Below are 16,986 nucleotides of genomic sequence, written 5' to 3' on the forward strand. Positions count from 1 at the left end.
AACATCATTTGAAGGGATTTATTGTGATTTAATTCACAAAGTAATTAAAATGAAAAGAAACCCGGAGGTTCCTCTTCTAAACACGTTCTATTCAACCACAATTATAGTACTTTCCAACGCACACCGCCGTCTACGGTTTGCAGCAACAGTGATCTTTTGGCATCTGTATTTTCGACCAAAATCCAGCCTAGTTTTGAAGAAACCATTTGGAGCTTGACGATCTCAGGGTACTCTTTAAGAATGTTTTCCAATACTTCACTTGTAGGAAGTGCTTTCCAAGTCTTGCCGGCATCTTTGGTGTAATAAGTCTTGCCTTTCTGCATGACCCAGCCTTCCAAAGAATTCAGAAATGTGGGAGTCAGACCGCGATTGATTCCGGTTTGTTTATTCAGACTAAACGTTGATAACTGCCAACTCTCTCCACCATTGGTTGTGAAAAATCCGTTGAATTTGGTGCTCTCCCCCTGAGAACAGGATATCGACATCCAAGCTGTTTTAGCTTCCCGTCCAAAAAATTGTGGCGAGCTGATGTTAAAATTACCACACCCGTTAAATTTGTTTCGGTCAAAGAATGACGGACCCGCCTTCCAATGCTGGCCCCCGTCCGTTGTAACGTACAATTTCGGCGTACCGAACTCTAGAGCGGTCAAGAACCCGTGATCCGAGTCCGAGAACGTCATCCCAGTTGAATAACCCCGTGTGGGGATCTCTGCAGATGCTGGTTTGCCGTCCTCGTCACTGGAGGTCATCTGATTCCAGGTAATACCGCCATCTTCGGTAAGATACAGTTTCTTGTCTTGCTTGCCAATGGAAGTATCCACTGTTGTCAGTATCCAGCCTTTTTCAGGAGAAACAAATGTGATGGCCGTCACCTTATCCGTTTTGGACAAAGAGGACAGGCTCCAACTAGCTCCTCCGTTGTTCGTGCGAAGCACCATCGTATCTGTTCCGCCCATTCCTTCACGAACAATCCATCCATGTGTACTATCTACAAAATAAATGCTTTGTCCATATTGCGGATTAGCCGGAAACTGAACATTTTCCGAAGGTGAAATATTGGTCCAGGTACTTCCCTGATCCTGAGTATAATACAAACGCAGGGCGTTCCGCGTCACTCCCCATGCTAATCCACCGTTACCGTTAAGCAGCTGAAAATCGGTTAAACGGGTCTGAATTTGATATTTGGCTGTATCCGCAGCCTGTGTACTGTTTGCGGGGGGAACAACGGTTAAAGTCTGGCCCATATTCCCGTTATCTTCTTGCTCCTGCGGCGGTTCTGCCACCGGGGTCTCTCCCGAATCGGTGCAAGCCGCCAGCAGAGCAGCTATACCGATAGACAGCAATGCTGTCTGCGCTATTTTGATCCATTGCGAACGCAAGTGGTTTCCACCTCTCTCATCCAATAAGCAGGCGCGCATGCCTGTCCATTCATGTTGTTTTTACGATTCATCTGAATCCACTGCTCCTATTCTACCACAAACGATGTCGAAAAGGTTCATCTCCACTCTCTGGAAGCAGACAGCGATCTTTTTGCTGCATCTGTTTCTTCTTTAAAACATAAACCAGGTTTTCGACGAAATCTTCTGCAAAAAGACATGAAATGTGAAAAAGTTTATAGACATGGCTCGCTTTTCGAACGCTTATCCCTTAATATGGATGGAAGTATACCCCAAAAAGGAGAGGATATGAAAATGGTAAACAGTGCAGCGCTCAAACCAAGTCGTGTCGTTATAGTAGGCATGGGTGCGGTGGGAACAACAACGGGATACACGCTGATGTTAAGACAGCGTTCGTCCGAGTTGGTATTTGTGGATGTGAATCATGATAAGGCTACCGGCGAAATGCTGGATATGAATCACGGTCTCCCATTTACTGGGGGCGTTAAAGTATGGGCAGGCGATTACTCCGACTGCAAAGACGCAGACATCATTATTATTACTGCAGGTGCTTCCCAAAAACCAGGAGAGACTCGCATTGATTTGCTGAAGAAAAATGCAAGCATTTTCAAAGAGATCATTGAACGTATTACTGAAGTTAATTCCCATGGTATTCTTTTGATTGCAACGAATCCTGTAGATATTTTGTCCTATACTTCTTGGAAACAAAGCGGTTGGCCCGCTTCGCGCGTGATTGGTTCTGGTACATTGCTGGACAGCGCACGTTTCCGTTACCTTATTGGTAAAAACAAAGGAATTGATCCACGCAGTATTCACGCTCATATTATCGGGGAGCATGGCGATTCTGAAGTACCGGTGTGGAGCCTCGCCAACGTTGCTGGAACGAATCTGGATCTGGATGAAGAAACACAACAGGATATCTTTGATCGGACCAAAAATGCGGCTTATGAGATTATTAATGCCAAAGGAGCCACTTCCTATGCAATTGCGCTCGCTTTGGACCGTATTGTGGCTGCCATTCTGGGCAATGAAGGCTCCGTACTGAACGTTTCCACATTGCTGGAAGATTACAATGGCGTATCCGATGTATATCTGGGTGTTCCATGTGTAGTTGATCGCAACGGTGTGCGCGAGATTCTTCCACTTCCTTTGAATGAGACAGAGAAAGTCGCTTTCCAAGCCTCTGCCAACAAATTGAAGGAACAGATTGCCGGACTGGAGTAAATCCAAATCGGGCGTTTGACTAATCACGTTATTTTATCATGAGCAATGTCGTTAAGATTGTATAACTAAAGGATCACCTGTATCTTCGTTATGAGGATGCGAGTGGTCCTTTAGTCTTAATATAGATAAGTATTAATAGTTGCCTGCAAAATGAGCTAGCATAGCTTACACTATTGTATATCGTTAAGTTTCAATTGAAGGTCAATCTCTGGCTAGAATATCACCCTATTTCATATGGAAAAGAAAAGTATACATTGACTTCAAATTTAAGTTTACATAATATTTATTCCGTTTACATATATAACTTAATTATTTTATTGTTTCTGATCACCTCTCATATTTCCATTAAATGTATTAATACTCCTCTACCATAAAATCACAAAAAAACCTGTCACGTAGACAGGCTTCTCTATCATTACTTTCTTCTATTATATAAACGAAGCTTCTCTCTTACATATCAGCCGCAAACGCAGGAAGTTTGACATCCAGCAAGGCCATCGCTTCTTCCTTCTCGCGGCTGGTTACGTGGGTGTACACTGTGGTGGTTTGAATGGAGGAGTGACCCAACAGCTCCTGAACCGTTCGCAGATCTGCTCCGCGTCTAAGCATCATGGTCGCAAATGAGTGACGCAGTTTATGACTGGAGTAGTTCACACGCTGATTGGATGCTGATTCCTGCTGAAAGCGTTCAAAAGTTTCGGTTGATATAAGCTGAATACTGCGTATCGACAATCGTTTCCCCTTTTGCGAGACGAATAATGCCTCTTCTTTCGCCCGCCATGGATCCAGCCGCTCCTGAAGAGCCTGGGATAACAGTTCGGCAACGGTCTCAGGCACAGGCAATGTACGCCATTTCCGCCCCTTACCGAATACATCCAGTGTGCGCCGTTCCGCATTATAGTCTTTGCAGTTCAAGGCATGCACCTCTCCGACCCGCAATCCCATGTATCCCATGAGTAGAAAAATAGCCAGGTTTCGTGTACGGTACTTACCCTCAACCGATTGCAAAAATCGTTCCAAACCGCTTTCATCAAGGAAGACGGGGGCCCGATTTTGCTCGGTTTTGGATTTTTTGATTCCGAAAGCTGGGTTATTGGTCACCAATTCAAGCTCAATCAATGACTTATAAAAACAGTTCACCGCTGCGTGTTTCCGATTCCGTGTCGAGTCACTGACCCCTCTTTCTCGAGCTCGGGACAAGAAGGATAACACATGAAGTTTTTTGACCTGCTCCAGTGACTTTCCATGAATAGAGACGAGAAATTCAGCAACGTCACCTGTGTATGATTTTACCGTATGTCCCGTGTAGCCCGCATCTTTCATCCATATATGAAAAGCTTCAAGCTCATCGGCGTATTGCTCCTGAATTTCTTCGGTCATCATCTGTGTTCGTCACCACACTTCTATTTATTAATCTACAATTACAACATCGATTAGTGGAATGATCGCTTCGGGTTGTCCCTCACTGCGGGTGAGTACAAATGAAGGTAGTGGATTTTCGTGCAGTCCATTCACTGATTCACAGACCTGAACATACAAGTCCATACGCAGCGTCTCTCCGTCACCCGCAACATCAATTACAGGCCATGCTTTCTCTGCACAAGATGGCCAGTAGGCCAATTCGTTTACCGGCACGATACTTAATTGTTTAATTCCAGAATGCACACGGTATATTCCCGTAGTCTGAGGTTCATCACCCAGCTTGTCTACCGAAAGTAAAGTTCTCGAATGTTCATCCGGAGCCGAATATATCGAATAACACCATGGTGTTACTCCCCAGGCAATCGCCATGAGACCTTCCTCCAGCAAGGTGTCCGAAAGGTCACCCTCACTGAATTGTTCAATCAGATTATGGTTTCCAGAACCGATCAGATCTTCTACACGTTTCGCCATACGAGGCAAATCTGCGAGAATAAAGCCACCACTGCCGTAGGAGTCAAACACATGATTATCCCGTGTCCATACCTTCCCGGGTACAGCGTTCATTTGCACAGCTTCGGCTGGAAACAGACATATCGCTACAGTTACCACCTGAGCATATTTCACCATGGCATGCTGCTCGGGCTCCAGTGGTCCTTCTGCGATGCGGGGTGTTTTCACGTGCAGTGAAATTCGCAGCTCGTACTCCCCTTCTGCAAATTCTCCCAAATCCAATACGATTGGATGATCTATTCCTTCAATGAGAGTGAGTGAGCATGTACTGTCTGGTCGCAGTGTAACTGCATATTGTGCAAATTCCAGCTCCTCCCCATATATGATAATTGTACCTTGCCGATCCGGCGGTGTATCCATATGCCGCGCAACAACCGATACTTTGCGTCCATCCTTCAAAAGGCGCTGTGGATCAATGTCCAATTGAAATTCGTTTGTGTCTTCTGGATGTGAAAGGATTAGCTTCGCCTCGGCAAGTACAGCTGAGTCAGCCAACGCAAAACCGAAATTCGAATTTTGGTGATGTTGATTGGTATGTAATGGTGTGTTCATGATACATCCCCTCTCCTATGTCTGATGGCATGTCACACCCCCAAATATATGTCATATTTGCCCTGACCGCAACCCCGGCTCCGCTCAAATGGATAGATATATTACTTATTAGATACCCAAATATAACCTTAAATATCAGCATTTTTTTCATAACACACGAACTGCTCACACAAAAAAAAGCCCCATACCCCGCCGTTTTGGCGATACGGTATGAGACAGTTGAGTTGACTCTATTAACGTATAGTTTCAGTGTGACAAATTAATTTACTAATCTTTCACGATATTTCTACAATGTATGAATCAGCTATGACAGCTATTTCCCATTTGTTGTTTTGAACGAGTCCGATATACGCCGTGCCGGATTCAAATGACTGTGATGACGACCGTAGGCAAAGTAGATGATTAAACCAATAATCAACCAACCGAAGAACGTAATCCAAGTCAGAGCCGCAAGACGTGTCATGAGATACATACAGCCAACAGCACTTAGAATAGGAATCAGCGGAACCAAAGGCACGCGGAATCCCCTTTTCAGTTCCGGGTTGTTTTTCCGCAATACGATAATCCCCAGACTCACAACCGCGAAAGCGAACAGTGTTCCGATGTTGGTCAACTCTGCCAGATGGCCAAGTGAGATGAATCCCGAGAATAAAGCGACGATGATCCCAGCAACCCAAGTGCCGGTAGCAGGTGTTTGGCTTTTGCCACTGACTTTGGAGAAAACCGGAGACAACAGTCCGTCCCGTGACATGGAATAAAGCAAACGTGTCTGACCATACATCATTACAAGTAATACAGTAGTAATCCCTGTAATCGCTCCAAGCGAAACAATCCAGGACAATCCTTTCAACTGCACAAATTCAAAGGCAAAGGCAACTGGATCACTCACATTCAGCATGTGATAAGGTACAATCCCTGTCAGGATCAAGGATACAACGATGTAAAGCACGGTACAGATCGCAAGAGATGCAATGATACCAATTGGCAAGTCCCGTTGAGGACGTTTCACTTCTTCCGCAGCCGTAGAGACCGCATCGAACCCAATGTAAGCAAAAAACACCGTTGCCGCCCCTGCGGTTACCCCTGATATACCAAATGGAAGGAATGGTTGCCAGTTATCCGGCTGCACATAGAACACACCCACACCGATGAAGATCAGAACTACGATAATTTTAATCGCTACCATAATTCCGTTGGCACGAGCAGCCTCTTTCACCCCACGGGTGAGCAGGAACGTAATGATTAACGTGATCGCTGCTGCGGTGATATCAAAATAGGTTCCCTTTTCAGGACTAAATGCACTGGTGAGCGCATGGGGTAATTGCAACCCGAATCCGGACAATAACGTTTGAAAATATCCAGACCAACCGCTAGCAACAGCGGCACTCGCAAATCCATACTCCAGAATAAGATCCCATCCTAGAATCCAGGCAATGACTTCGCCAAAAGCGGTATAGCTATATGTATACGCACTTCCTGAAGCAGGCACACTGGATGCAAACTCCGAGTAACACAAAGCAGCGAAGGCGCAGATAATACCTGCCAGCAGAAAAGACAGTACCAAACCGGGGCCTGCATATTTTGCGGCAGCAACGCCTGTGAGTACAAAGATACCCGTACCAATGATCGCACCTACCCCGAGAGTCATCAGATCAAATGGGCCAAGGACCCTCTTCAACATGTTGCTTTCGTTATCTCCGGTGGCAATCGGCTTTTTTCTAAACAGGGAAGATCGATTCTGGTTTTGCTTCATACACAGTTTCCTCTCGTATTGAAAATGATGATTGTGTCTCTATACTTCAAATATTTGTTTGGTTCATCTGTTCTATGAAAAATCCCTTTGTTCTATCTTACTGACCAACTACAAAAATCTATCGATTTCTACACTTTGTCGCGTTGCTTTGTTAAATTTATTTTGGGATGATGGTATATTCTGTCCATTCCAGACGAAAATTATCATGATCTGTTGGGCAGGGGTGAATATGAAAATCGTTTTAAAACAAAACTGCGTATAATTTATATTATGCGCAGTTTTTTAACAGCTTTTTTCTTCAACAAAACATTATAAACTCGTTGTTACTTGCAACCATGCCAATACAGTACCTTTTCGCCTCTTTTTGTGGTTTATTCCTTGCTCCACCTGTCATCTTGCACGATAATCAGGTACGCTAAAGAGCCGCATACCCTTATGCGGCCCCTCACTTGTAATGCTATTAAATGTAAAAGCCAGATGAAAACTTTCTCTTTTCATTCCAGAAGAGAATCAACTTTCACTCACATGGATTGTCTAACTTATGAAAATACAATTCGTTCTGCATCCGACATCCGATATTGAGATAGCAGATATTCCTTGCTGTCCAAAGCCTTCCGCCGGACCTCGTTCAGATCGACATGCAGCAGCTTGCCTCCGCGCTTCACCGGACGACCTGCTACAAACACAGTATCCACATTGGATGGGTTGGCAAATTGAACGACGGTTCCAACCGGATCATGCACCGGGAACAAGTTAAGGTCGGTGGTTCGGATCATAATCAGATCGGCTTCTTTACCTGGCGTAAGTGTGCCAACCTTCCGCTCAAGTCCCAGAGCCTTTGCCCCAGCAGAAGTTGCAAATCTCAGCACTTGACTGGATTGCAGATTAAGCTCACCAGGCATTTCACCCTGGAGCAAAAGTTGTTCATTTTCACGGGAACGTTCAGCTTGAAGTGCAAATTTCATCTGGGAGAACATATCCCCACCTGTTGATGTTACAACATCGACTCCGAGCGTTGGGGTTCCACCATTTTCAAGGAAGTACCCCGTTGCCGGATACCCATGCCCCATCATCATCTCTACTTCCGGTGTGACGGACAGTGAGGCGCCGCTATCAGCCAACATTTTATATTCATCCGTATCCATTGTATTTCCGTGTACGACGTTCAGACCCGGATTCAGCAAACCAGCCTCATATAATTTGCTTACTGAGCGGTCCACAGATCCCCAGCTTCCAAAGCCAACATGCATTGAACATATCGCATCCAGCTCTTGGGCAAGCTGAATTTCCTTCACCGTGGTATCCCAATGGCTAAACTCCGGACTCGAATAGCAAGACCGAACGTGAGCAGCTGATCCCGTGAGGAAAAATACTGTTCCTTAACTCTTCTCACATCATTCGAATACGTCAGCTTGCTTTCTCTGTTCCAGTAGGGCGTCTCACCTGGTACACCATAAGCGAAAACCGACCGAATACCCGCATCCTGAAGTCCGCGAATCAGTTCATCCGTGTGCTCCGGGGAATACGGCATACTCCAGTCAAGCACCGTGGTCACTCCTGCATTAAGCGCTTCCAAAGAACCCAGCAAATTGGCGATATAGCTGTCTTGTGGCCGGAGTTTACTTCCCATCGCTCCATAGTAGAGATTCTGCAGATAGACCGGCAGTGACCAGTTGGTTCCCGCTGTTTTTACAAGTGACTCCCATACATGCCGGTGCGTATCAACAAGTCCAGGGAGAATGATCATCTCCGATGCATCTATCACTTCCGCTTCAATACAACTCAGATCGGGCTGGATAGCAGTAATAAGAGAATCCTCAATGAGAACGTCCGCCCGTTTATACTGACCCACCGACGAATCCATAGACAATACACAACCATTTTTCAGTAGATAACTTGTCCCCACAAGACACATCTCCAATCATTGTTTTTGTTGGATATACGCTTGAATCCTGGATGTTAATCTCTGATGAAATGACTAGCTTAAATATTTTAAGTATATAACCATTATATAGAAGTGGATGGTAAGATTCAATTTTGGTTTTATACAAATCTTATTGAATATTTCCTGTCTGATGCAAAGTACAATAAATCACACTTTCCTTGCATATACCCTACTCTTGCTGCCAATCCTTCTTCTGTTTTGCCCGAAACCTTCTAACCTTCATCAGATTACCACACATCTTGTCATCACAATATTTCTGAGTTCTACTACGTGTATCGTCATAGAAAATCCAACGGCAATCCGTATTGTCACAGATACGAATTCTTCCCCCATCCCCTTCAACTACAGTGATGGCAAAATCGGCTGCGACCTCTGCCATGACCTGCTGCCATTGAGTTCCTACAGGAATAAGTGAAAGATTCAGTCCCTCATCTCCAGCGTTCAGTCTTCTTATGACTTGACCTTCCTCCATTATGCCGTTAAGCCATTCCTGGTCTTTGTTTGATAATACATTTCCGTCAGATAAACCAGTTGCAATAGCCTGCAATTCATTTCTGAAGTTTCTCAAAGCTCCCTCTTCTTCAGAAGAAGCAGGTACAGATGCATTCAGTTGCCATTGTTTGAGGAATGCCTGCTGCCATTCGGCTTTGCCAAGCCTGTCCTCTGAGCGATTTCCACCACGCCAGTCATGGTAATCACTATTTACAAAATCAGTCCATAGTCTATCCATACGTACCTCCGCTAAATTGTAACCATCTAAAATCAAAAAGATAGTTACAATTATTCGTGTTTGGGTTATATTAATTGTAACCACATTTAAGCACTTTAGCTAGTTACCATGAATTCATTTTAGGGAGGAAAAATCAATGACTACAACAGCAACAGAACTATTGCTCATTCAGAAAGATGATACCTGGGATCAATGTAACTGGATTGTGCCTTTATCCAAGGCACTCGAAGGACTGACTGCTGAACAGGCAGCCTGGGTTCCATCATCCGGTGGATTAAGCATCTGGCAGTTGGTTAACCATATGTATTACTATAATCATCGCTTGTTGAGTCGTATTCAGGGCAAAACACCCTCCGGTACACCTGCCGAAAACAATGAATCCACCTTTGGAGATCCCGGCGACCCTTCCGATACCACCGGCTGGAGTGCACTTATGCAAAACACAACACAATTAGCCGGACAGCTTCGTGATCAGCTCTCTTCATTAGAAGAATCCGATCTTGAAGCTCCGTACATGGATACGGATGAAAAATGGGCACATGAACTAGCTCGCTGGGTACTTCACGATGCGTATCATGCAGGGCAGATTGTATTATTACGCAGACAACAGGGAAGCTGGAATATCATATTCTAAAAAAACACTTGAACTGCTAGCGCTTACAGGAATAAGATGGACTTATTAATGTTACAGCTTGTTCAACAAAATATAATTGAATAGGATCTTCGGGGTAGGGTGCAATTCCCAACCGGCGGTGATGTTCTTCGGAACCAGCCCGCGACTCGCTGTTTGACCCGATGTAGGGATTCAGCGACTGACTTGGTGTGACTCCAAGGCCGACGGTACAGTCCGGATGAGAGAAGATCAACACATTGACATGCCGTTACGGAAGGCTTATTTTCGTACGACATGTTAATGATTGAGCCCCCGTTTATTTGGTGTATACCAAAACGGGGGCTTTTGTCGATTTTGCCAACTGAAGATTCCGTGTTCTGACGAAGGAGTCCTGAATATGGAAAAGACCCAATCTGCATCAACCGTTTACCACAAGGAACGAAGTAATACCGGATTCTGGCTCGTCGTGCTCGGCGCCGCCCTTTGGGGTGTAGATCCACTGTTCCGTATTATTTTGCTCAAAACGATGACCTCCACTCAAATTGTACTGGTGGAACATATTATTGTCAGCCTTGTGGCAATTCCCGTCTTGTGGAAGTTCCGGGCCGATCTGAAAAACCTGCGTGCACGCCACTGGATAGCCGTGATATTTATCTCCTGGGGAGGATCTGCTCTCGCCACGGTATTGTTCACTCTGGCACTTACGCATAACGATCCCAACACTGTTTTGTTACTGCAAAAGATGCAGCCGCTATTTGCGATTGTTCTGGCTAAGCTGCTGCTGAAAGAAACATTGCCTCGCCGCTTCGGTGGACTGTTTATCATTGCACTTGCAGGAACATACCTGCTCACTTTCGGATTTACCCTTCCCCTTGGCAACTGGGACAATTGGGTTCATGCAGGCAGCCTGTTATCACTGGGTGCAGCTGCGTTGTGGGGCGGTTCAACGGTTATGGGGCGGCTGATGCTGGGGCAAACCCGTTATGAAACGGTCACCTCTCTGCGCTTTGTCGTAGCCTTGCCGCTACTGATCTTTATGACGTGGAACGAAGGTGCTGCCTGGACATTCCCTTCCGCTACAGGTGAACAGGCGGCTGTAGCACTTAATATTCTGGGCCAGGCTTTACTGCCAGGCTTACTGAGTCTTCTCTTATATTACAAAGGGCTCTCTTCCACCAAGGCCTCAGTCGCAACGCTTGCAGAACTGAGCTTCCCGATGGCCGGTGTACTGGTAAACTGGATTGCATTCCGTACATTAATTACATGGGAGCAACTGGTGGGCTTCATCCTCATCTGGATTGCCCTATTCGCCATCTCCAAACAGCAAGAACGATCAGCGACTCCGGCTGACGGTGCACCAAAGCTTCGTACGAATTGAATTTTATATAAAAGCAAATCAATTAAGGCACTGGGCATCCTTTGAGATGTTCAGTGCCTTTTGTCTTTTCGCTATTCCGGTGGTACGATGACTTATGGAATAGTAGATTAAGTCAATTTAGAGAGGAACGATCATCATGTCTTCATCTTCATCTTCATCATTTTCATATACATCTTACGATGCCATAGGTTTGGCTGAATTGGTTCGCGCACGGGAGATATCCCCTGTCGAATTGCTGGAAGCGGCGTATGCACGCCTCGAAGAAGTGAACCCGCAGCTTAACGCAGTCATTCGTACATATGAAACACGTGCACGTCAGGAAGCGAGTATGGTTCGTCCGGGAGAGCAGCCCTTTGCCGGCGTGCCCTTGTTATTGAAAGATATCTCTCAATCCCTGGAAGGTGAAATTCTCACCTCGGGTTCTCGTCTTCTCAGTGAGCATCGCGCGCAGCGGAATTCTAATTTCGTTTCCCGTCTGCGCGATGCAGGCTTCATTATCATTGGACATACCAATACACCGGAATTTGGCCTGAAAAATATTACCGAGCCCCGTCTTCACGGACCAAGTCGAAATCCATGGAATACGAATCACTCGCCAGGCGGTTCAAGTGGAGGCGCCGCCGCCGCAGTAGCCTCGGGTATTGTACCCCTTGCGGGAGCCAGTGACGGTGGCGGTTCCATCCGAATCCCTGCTTCATTCAGCGGCCTGTTCGGACTCAAGCCTACACGTGGGCGGACACCTGTTGGACCGGGTGTTGGCCGTCAATGGCAGGGTGCTTCGATTGATTTTGCATTATCCCGTTCAGTTCGCGACAGCGCTGCTTTGCTCGATACATTGCAAGTGATTCAACCCGAAGCTGCGTTCCATGCTCCCCTCTTTCCGGGCAGCTACTTGGCTGATATGAACTATCCTCATCAACGCAAACTGAAAATTGCGTATACTACGGATTCGCCTGTGGGGACACCTGTCAGCGCGGAAGCCAAACAATCTGTATACAAGCTCGTCCGCTGGCTGGAAGAACAAGGTCATGAGGTTGAAGAAAAGCTGAGTCCGGTTAATGGAGTCAAATTGATGGAGAACTATTACATGATGAACAGCGGCGAAATGGCGGCGATGATCTCATCGATGGAACGTTCTATGGGCAGAGCATTAACCTCTGCTGATATGGAGATCGAGTCCTGGGTGCTGGCTGAAGCCGGCAAAAAAGTATCCGCTGCCGAATTCGTACATAGTCTGGCCGAATGGGATGTTGCCGCAGCTCAGATGTCTACATTGTTTGAACGCTATGATTTTTATGTCACACCTGTCAATGCTTTTCCAGCACCCAAAATCGGCGAATTGACGCCTCATGATGAACAGATTCAGCATCTGATGCGTATTAGCGATTTGGACAAGATCCAGCAGCAGCAGTTGATTTATGAGATGTTTGAGCCAAGTCTTACCTACACTCCGTTCACTCAGCTCGCGAATCTGACGGGTCAACCAGCCATGAGTGTTCCTGTGCATCTGACTCCTGATGGCCTGCCGATGGGTGTACAGATTATGGCAACGAAAGGCCGTGAAGACTGGTTGCTTCATCTGGCTGGTCAGCTGGAAACATCCGAACTATGGGTCGGCATGAAGGGTAATCCACTGTTTCCAGTATAAAAACAGAATACAACCTACATCATTTTCAATGTGAGCCGTATGTTTGCCAAAGTGCATGAAAGCCATGTCAGCTCCGCATACTGAAAGCAAAAACAGCGGAGGAGTGTGACGAATGAATATGAATACAACGGAACGCCATAAGCAGTCTGTTCGTATCCCGGCCAAAACGGGTTATGCCGTTAAGGTAAATAAAGGTTCATTAATTCGGGTGACCGATTTGGAGGGGCAGCAGGTCGTTGATTTTGTTGCATATGATGCTCAAAATGCCAATAATCGACTAGATCCAGGTGTAACGATGGACGTTTTGCGCTCCTACCGGATCAAACCAGGACAATCCGTGTATTCCAATCAATATCAACCATTGCTTAAGATCGTTCGTGACACGGTTGGTGTTCATGATTTCTTCAACTCCGCCTGTCGTCCGGAAATGTATGAAGTATTATATGACAAAAAAGATCATGCCAGCTGCTATCATAACCTAAATCAGGCTCTTGAACCGTTCGGGATTTTGCCACCGGATCAGCATTATCCATTTAATCTGTTTATGAAGTCGGTTGTAGATGATCTGGGCAAGATTGATGTCGTAGCTCCTGATTCGCGTGCTGGTGATTATGTGGAGATGGAGGCATTGACCGATCTGGTTGTCGGTTTATCCGCCTGCCCATGTGAAGAAAGCTCATGCAACGGATATCATTGTACAGCTATTCAGCTGGATGTAGAGTCCTTATTAGATTAAGCGACGCACAGCTTGTTCTAATTTGCTCCAGACGGGAATACGATGACTTGTACCCATATGTGTGTGACTTACCGGTACAATTCGTCGAACCCGTTAAGGAGTGAACGCGTATATGTCTGTACTGTTTAGTTATATTATTCTGGGAATCTCACTATCAGCTCCAATTGGTCCGATTAATGCCGCTCAGTTGGATCGCGGAGCCCGCCACGGATTTATGCATGCCTGGATTCTGGGACTGGGAGCCATGTTTGCCGATTTGGTGTACATGCTTCTGATCTACTTTGGAGTTGCTCATTTTCTGGACACGCCGTTCATGCGCTCGTTTCTTTGGTCATTTGGCAGCTTTATTCTGGTGTATACCGGTGTGGAAACACTATCTAAGTTAAAAGATGGCATTCAGGCCTCTTCTACAGCAGAAGCGAGGGTTGGGAAATCTTTTGTTTCTGGCTTTCTCATGGCCCTGTCCAATCCGCTGAATATTTTATTCTGGCTCGGTATTTACGGCTCTATTCTTGCTACAACCGTGAAGCATACTGACACCGCTCATCTGCTAATATACAGTTCTGGTATTTTCATAGGCATCCTTGTCTGGGATGTCATCATGGCTGGCATGGCTAGTCGATTTCATAAACGCAGCAACGAAACCGTTTTGCGCTGGATCTCCATTATCTCAGGGATCTGTCTGATCGGATTTGGCCTGTACTTCGGTTTTGAAGCTGTACGATCTATCTTTTTCTGACATAAAAACTACACTGGACAGTCACCCAACGCCATCCGCATTAATACGTTAACGGTATCATGTGGAATGGAGTTGGGGAATCCATGGCAGAGCTGTACAGTGCCGATGAAATAAATGCATCATTCAAAGGTCTGCCCGAATGGCAGCAGGACGCTTATTCAAAATTTGCTAATATGATTGCAGATGAGGGTAATACGTATCCTTGTGTTCCCGGAAGGATGGGTTTTCTCTCAGGACATTTGAGATACGGATTCACCAGGGATCCGCGTACACAAGCTTCTGCTGAAGACATGGCGGAATTACTTAGTCAATATGGACCCGTTTCCCGGGATACGGGACATTACGCTTCTTTGGTTGTCATTTGCGAGACACCGGATGATTTGAGAAACAACACAACGGTGGAGCAGTATCAGTCCTTGTTCTGGGAGATGCTTAACCGGGTAAGTTCACTCGATACTGCCTCCTGGCCTGAACATATTTCAACTGATCCGCATGAAGCCACATGGGAATTTTGCTTTGGCGGGGAGCCTTACTTTTGTTTCTGTGCCACTCCCGCGCACGAGCTTAGAGCCAGTAGGCACTTCCCTTATCTTATGTTTGCTTTTCAACCAAGGTGGGTGTTTGAATCCATTAATGACAACACACCTCTTGGCCGGAAAATGAAAACCTTGATTCGTAAGCGTTTGGCAGCCTATGATGCCGTTCCGGCTCATCCTTCGCTCATGTGGTATGGGGAGCAGGATAATCTGGAATGGAAACAATATTTCCTGCCCGATGACGAGCAGACCCCTTCCAAATGTCCTTTTTTGCGCATGAAGCAAGCCATTAGCAAATTGACGAAATAGCTGATACCTGTCCACCCATTCAAGGCTTTGATGGCTCAGTAGATGGCGAAGATTGCGGTTTTCGTACTTTGTTTACAATATAAGTAATCAAGGCTATCAATACAACAAGACCTATACTTGCCAGCAGACCTCTTCTGCTGGCTTTTTCCATAGCCGTGCCAGCTACTGCTGCAAGTATAAGGACCATGGCGATCCATACTTTGATGCGATTCCAACTTGTTGGCTTCATTTTCTTGATATACGTGATGCAAATCAGAAGCCAGGTATACATTAATACCAAGCTACCTGCGGTTGTTACATATTCGAATAGGCTCTTAGGCATCCATAATGCCAGGAGAGTAGAAAGGATTAATCCAGCCGCAGTGCATCCTAATGCATATAGGGGCATGTTCTTTTTTCCCCAAGTCTTCGTAAACATCTTCGGTGCATCTCCGTCCTCACCCAGTTTAACCAACATGGACGTAATCGCATAGATTGAAGCGACCATCGTGGAGAATCCTGCGATTATTAAAATCCCATTGAGAATATGAACCACAACCGTAAATCCAATCGATGACATTGCTTTGACGAGAGGACTCTCGTCTGGTGTTAACTTAGCAGCGGGGACCAGTAGCAGGATCAAGGCAATCGCCACAACATACAGCGTACTGACGGTTAACAACATCACTCTGCCTGACTTCACAGCGTCCTTAGGTTCTTTCAGCTTGGCTGCCATTAAACCCATGACCTCAATCCCGGCAAAGGCAAAGAAGGCATAAATAAACCCAGTCCACACGCCTTTTATTTTGTGAGGGAACCATTCATTCGTTATTTTCTGCGGTGTAATCTTCACATCTAACCAGCCAAGACAAGCCGCAGCTGCAATCGCGATAAAAGCAACCGTTGCAGCTAACTTGATTACGGCGAGCACATTTTCTGTTTGAGTTAACCCTTTGGCTCCCAATGCGGCGATAAACAATCCAATGCATGCGTATACTGCCACAAACACCCACAATGGAAACTTGGGAAACCAAAATTGAGAGAATAATCCTAGCGCCGTTAATGAACTGCCCATGATCAGCATTTCGGAAGACCAATACATCCATCCGCTTCCGAAACCGGCCCATGGGCCGAACGCTTCCCCGGCATATGTTCGAAACGCCCCTTCTTTCGGATCTTCTGCCGTCATCTGAGCCAATGCTCCAAATACAAAATAGGTCCCCGCAGCAGCCAGCACCAAAAGTACAAGCACGGATAAACCGGACCAATGAATAGCCAGACTTGTTCCGAGGAAAAATCCGGTCCCTAGCGTACATCCTGCTCCAAATAAGGAAAGACTAATCCAGCTCAGTTTCTCTTCTTCTTTTTGTTGCACATGGCTTTTCATATGTATCCTCCTTCATGCGTACCCCATTACGGTTTACATATGATGGAGGTTTTATGTCATTAAGGTAAAAAGAAATAAAACTGACTTTTTACTAAGTTTACATAATAATTTTCTTGTTAACTAACTAT

13 protein-coding genes, 1 pseudogene and 1 riboswitch are annotated in these 16,986 nt (G+C 45.8%); of the genes and pseudogenes, 7 read left to right on the forward strand and 7 right to left on the reverse strand.

Annotated features, from left to right (window positions below):
• Positions 1-101: 101 nt before the first annotated feature.
• Entirely contained in the window at positions 102-1,379 is a 1,278-nt protein-coding gene (locus tag CS562_RS04820; protein ID WP_099854025.1) for a WD40/YVTN/BNR-like repeat-containing protein, read from the reverse strand.
• Positions 1,380-1,691: 312 nt separating this feature from the next.
• Between CS562_RS04820 and CS562_RS04825 the strand changes: the two genes are divergently transcribed.
• Complete coding sequence (locus tag CS562_RS04825; protein ID WP_063564963.1) at positions 1,692-2,621, forward strand: L-lactate dehydrogenase; 930 nt, start codon at positions 1,692-1,694, stop codon at positions 2,619-2,621.
• Positions 2,622-3,071: 450 nt separating this feature from the next.
• Here CS562_RS04825 and CS562_RS04830 read toward each other — a convergent pair whose 3' ends face one another.
• From CS562_RS04830 to CS562_RS04850, 5 genes and pseudogenes are all read right to left on the reverse strand, one after another.
• Entirely contained in the window at positions 3,072-4,004 is a 933-nt protein-coding gene (locus CS562_RS04830; RefSeq protein WP_076288609.1) for a tyrosine-type recombinase/integrase, read from the reverse strand.
• A 27-nt stretch (positions 4,005-4,031) separates the two neighbouring features.
• Positions 4,032-5,105, reverse strand: a complete 1,074-nt coding sequence (locus CS562_RS04835; protein ID WP_099854028.1) for a hypothetical protein — start codon at positions 5,103-5,105, stop codon at positions 4,032-4,034.
• 313 nt (positions 5,106-5,418) lie between these two features.
• Complete coding sequence (gene bcaP, locus CS562_RS04840) at positions 5,419-6,858, reverse strand: branched-chain amino acid transporter BcaP (protein ID WP_099854030.1); 1,440 nt, start codon at positions 6,856-6,858, stop codon at positions 5,419-5,421.
• A gap of 539 nt (positions 6,859-7,397) precedes the next feature.
• Positions 7,398-8,773 (reverse strand): annotated as a pseudogene (locus CS562_RS04845) (amidohydrolase family protein).
• Positions 8,774-8,972: 199 nt separating this feature from the next.
• Positions 8,973-9,533 (reverse strand): CGNR zinc finger domain-containing protein, encoded by a 561-nt coding sequence (locus CS562_RS04850; RefSeq protein WP_099854032.1) that lies wholly within the window; start codon positions 9,531-9,533, stop codon positions 8,973-8,975.
• A 136-nt stretch (positions 9,534-9,669) separates the two neighbouring features.
• On the opposite strand from CS562_RS04850, the gene CS562_RS04855 reads away from it, so the two are divergent.
• From CS562_RS04855 to CS562_RS04880, 6 genes are all read left to right on the forward strand, one after another.
• Positions 9,670-10,167, forward strand: a complete 498-nt coding sequence (locus CS562_RS04855; protein ID WP_076288604.1) for a DinB family protein — start codon at positions 9,670-9,672, stop codon at positions 10,165-10,167.
• Positions 10,168-10,248: 81 nt separating this feature from the next.
• A riboswitch (FMN riboswitch) is annotated at positions 10,249-10,400 on the forward strand.
• Between the two features lie 143 nt (positions 10,401-10,543).
• On the forward strand, positions 10,544-11,524 hold the full coding sequence (locus tag CS562_RS04860; protein ID WP_076288603.1) for a DMT family transporter: 981 nt from the start codon (positions 10,544-10,546) through the stop codon (positions 11,522-11,524).
• Positions 11,525-11,660: 136 nt separating this feature from the next.
• Positions 11,661-13,172, forward strand: coding sequence for an amidase (locus CS562_RS04865; RefSeq protein ID WP_099854034.1), 1,512 nt, complete (start codon positions 11,661-11,663; stop codon positions 13,170-13,172).
• A gap of 112 nt (positions 13,173-13,284) precedes the next feature.
• Positions 13,285-13,908 (forward strand): urea carboxylase-associated family protein, encoded by a 624-nt coding sequence (locus CS562_RS04870; protein WP_256716779.1) that lies wholly within the window; start codon positions 13,285-13,287, stop codon positions 13,906-13,908.
• A 112-nt stretch (positions 13,909-14,020) separates the two neighbouring features.
• Complete coding sequence (locus CS562_RS04875) at positions 14,021-14,647, forward strand: LysE family transporter (protein ID WP_076288601.1); 627 nt, start codon at positions 14,021-14,023, stop codon at positions 14,645-14,647.
• Between the two features lie 83 nt (positions 14,648-14,730).
• Positions 14,731-15,492: a YqcI/YcgG family protein gene (locus CS562_RS04880; protein ID WP_099854036.1), complete on the forward strand. Its 762-nt coding sequence runs from the start codon at positions 14,731-14,733 to the stop codon at positions 15,490-15,492.
• Positions 15,493-15,511: 19 nt separating this feature from the next.
• On the opposite strand, the gene CS562_RS04885 is transcribed toward CS562_RS04880, so the two are convergent.
• Positions 15,512-16,858 (reverse strand): amino acid permease, encoded by a 1,347-nt coding sequence (locus CS562_RS04885; protein ID WP_180287031.1) that lies wholly within the window; start codon positions 16,856-16,858, stop codon positions 15,512-15,514.
• Positions 16,859-16,986 lie beyond the last annotated feature (128 nt).

The sequence above is a fragment of the Paenibacillus sp. LK1 genome, from assembly GCF_002750415.1.
GTDB classification, from domain to species: domain Bacteria; phylum Bacillota; class Bacilli; order Paenibacillales; family Paenibacillaceae; genus Paenibacillus; species Paenibacillus taichungensis.

Excerpts from the sequence above, each read along its gene's own strand:
- CS562_RS04850 (WP_099854032.1), bottom strand. The coding sequence starts at position 9,533 with ATGGATAGACTATGGACTGATTTTGTAAATAGTGATTACCATGACTGG.
- CS562_RS04860 (WP_076288603.1), top strand. The coding sequence starts at position 10,544 with ATGGAAAAGACCCAATCTGCATCAACCGTTTACCACAAGGAACGAAGT.
- CS562_RS04865 (WP_099854034.1), top strand. The coding sequence starts at position 11,661 with ATGTCTTCATCTTCATCTTCATCATTTTCATATACATCTTACGATGCC.
- CS562_RS04825 (WP_063564963.1), top strand. The coding sequence starts at position 1,692 with ATGGTAAACAGTGCAGCGCTCAAACCAAGTCGTGTCGTTATAGTAGGC.
- CS562_RS04880 (WP_099854036.1), top strand. The coding sequence starts at position 14,731 with ATGGCAGAGCTGTACAGTGCCGATGAAATAAATGCATCATTCAAAGGT.
- CS562_RS04885 (WP_180287031.1), bottom strand. The coding sequence starts at position 16,858 with ATGAAAAGCCATGTGCAACAAAAAGAAGAAGAGAAACTGAGCTGGATT.
- CS562_RS04855 (WP_076288604.1), top strand. The coding sequence starts at position 9,670 with ATGACTACAACAGCAACAGAACTATTGCTCATTCAGAAAGATGATACC.
- CS562_RS04835 (WP_099854028.1), bottom strand. The coding sequence starts at position 5,105 with ATGAACACACCATTACATACCAATCAACATCACCAAAATTCGAATTTC.
- CS562_RS04875 (WP_076288601.1), top strand. The coding sequence starts at position 14,021 with ATGTCTGTACTGTTTAGTTATATTATTCTGGGAATCTCACTATCAGCT.
- CS562_RS04830 (WP_076288609.1), bottom strand. The coding sequence starts at position 4,004 with ATGATGACCGAAGAAATTCAGGAGCAATACGCCGATGAGCTTGAAGCT.
- bcaP (WP_099854030.1), bottom strand. The coding sequence starts at position 6,858 with ATGAAGCAAAACCAGAATCGATCTTCCCTGTTTAGAAAAAAGCCGATT.
- CS562_RS04870 (WP_256716779.1), top strand. The coding sequence starts at position 13,285 with ATGAATATGAATACAACGGAACGCCATAAGCAGTCTGTTCGTATCCCG.